This is a genomic window from Paracoccus bogoriensis (genome assembly GCF_019431455.1).
Lineage (GTDB): Bacteria > Pseudomonadota > Alphaproteobacteria > Rhodobacterales > Rhodobacteraceae > Paracoccus > Paracoccus bogoriensis.
On the sequence record NZ_JAHYSR010000088.1, the window covers coordinates 1 to 241 of the forward strand.

The 241-nt window shown below is 71.8% G+C and carries 1 pseudogene; it reads right to left on the bottom strand.

What is annotated here, in order from left to right:
- Window positions 1-241, bottom strand: a pseudogene (locus KY389_RS15175) (IS256 family transposase); the annotation flags it as partial.

The window sequence follows — 241 nt, forward strand, 5'->3', positions numbered from 1 at the left end:
CTCGGCCGCCTCCTTCCAGCTGGGCAGCGCCAGCTCCTTGCCGGTGGTTTTCGATCGCACCCGCGGGCGCTCCATCTCCACCTTGCCGCCGTGAAAGCCCAGGGCCCCCTTGGTCCGCCCCCAGCGGTATCCCGGCCTGTCGGCCGCGCGCGCATGCGGCGCCCCGGCCAGTGCCGTCGCATCTTCCTCCAGCATCTGCGCCAGACTCGCCAAGCCGGCGATCAGGCAGAAGCGCTCGAAG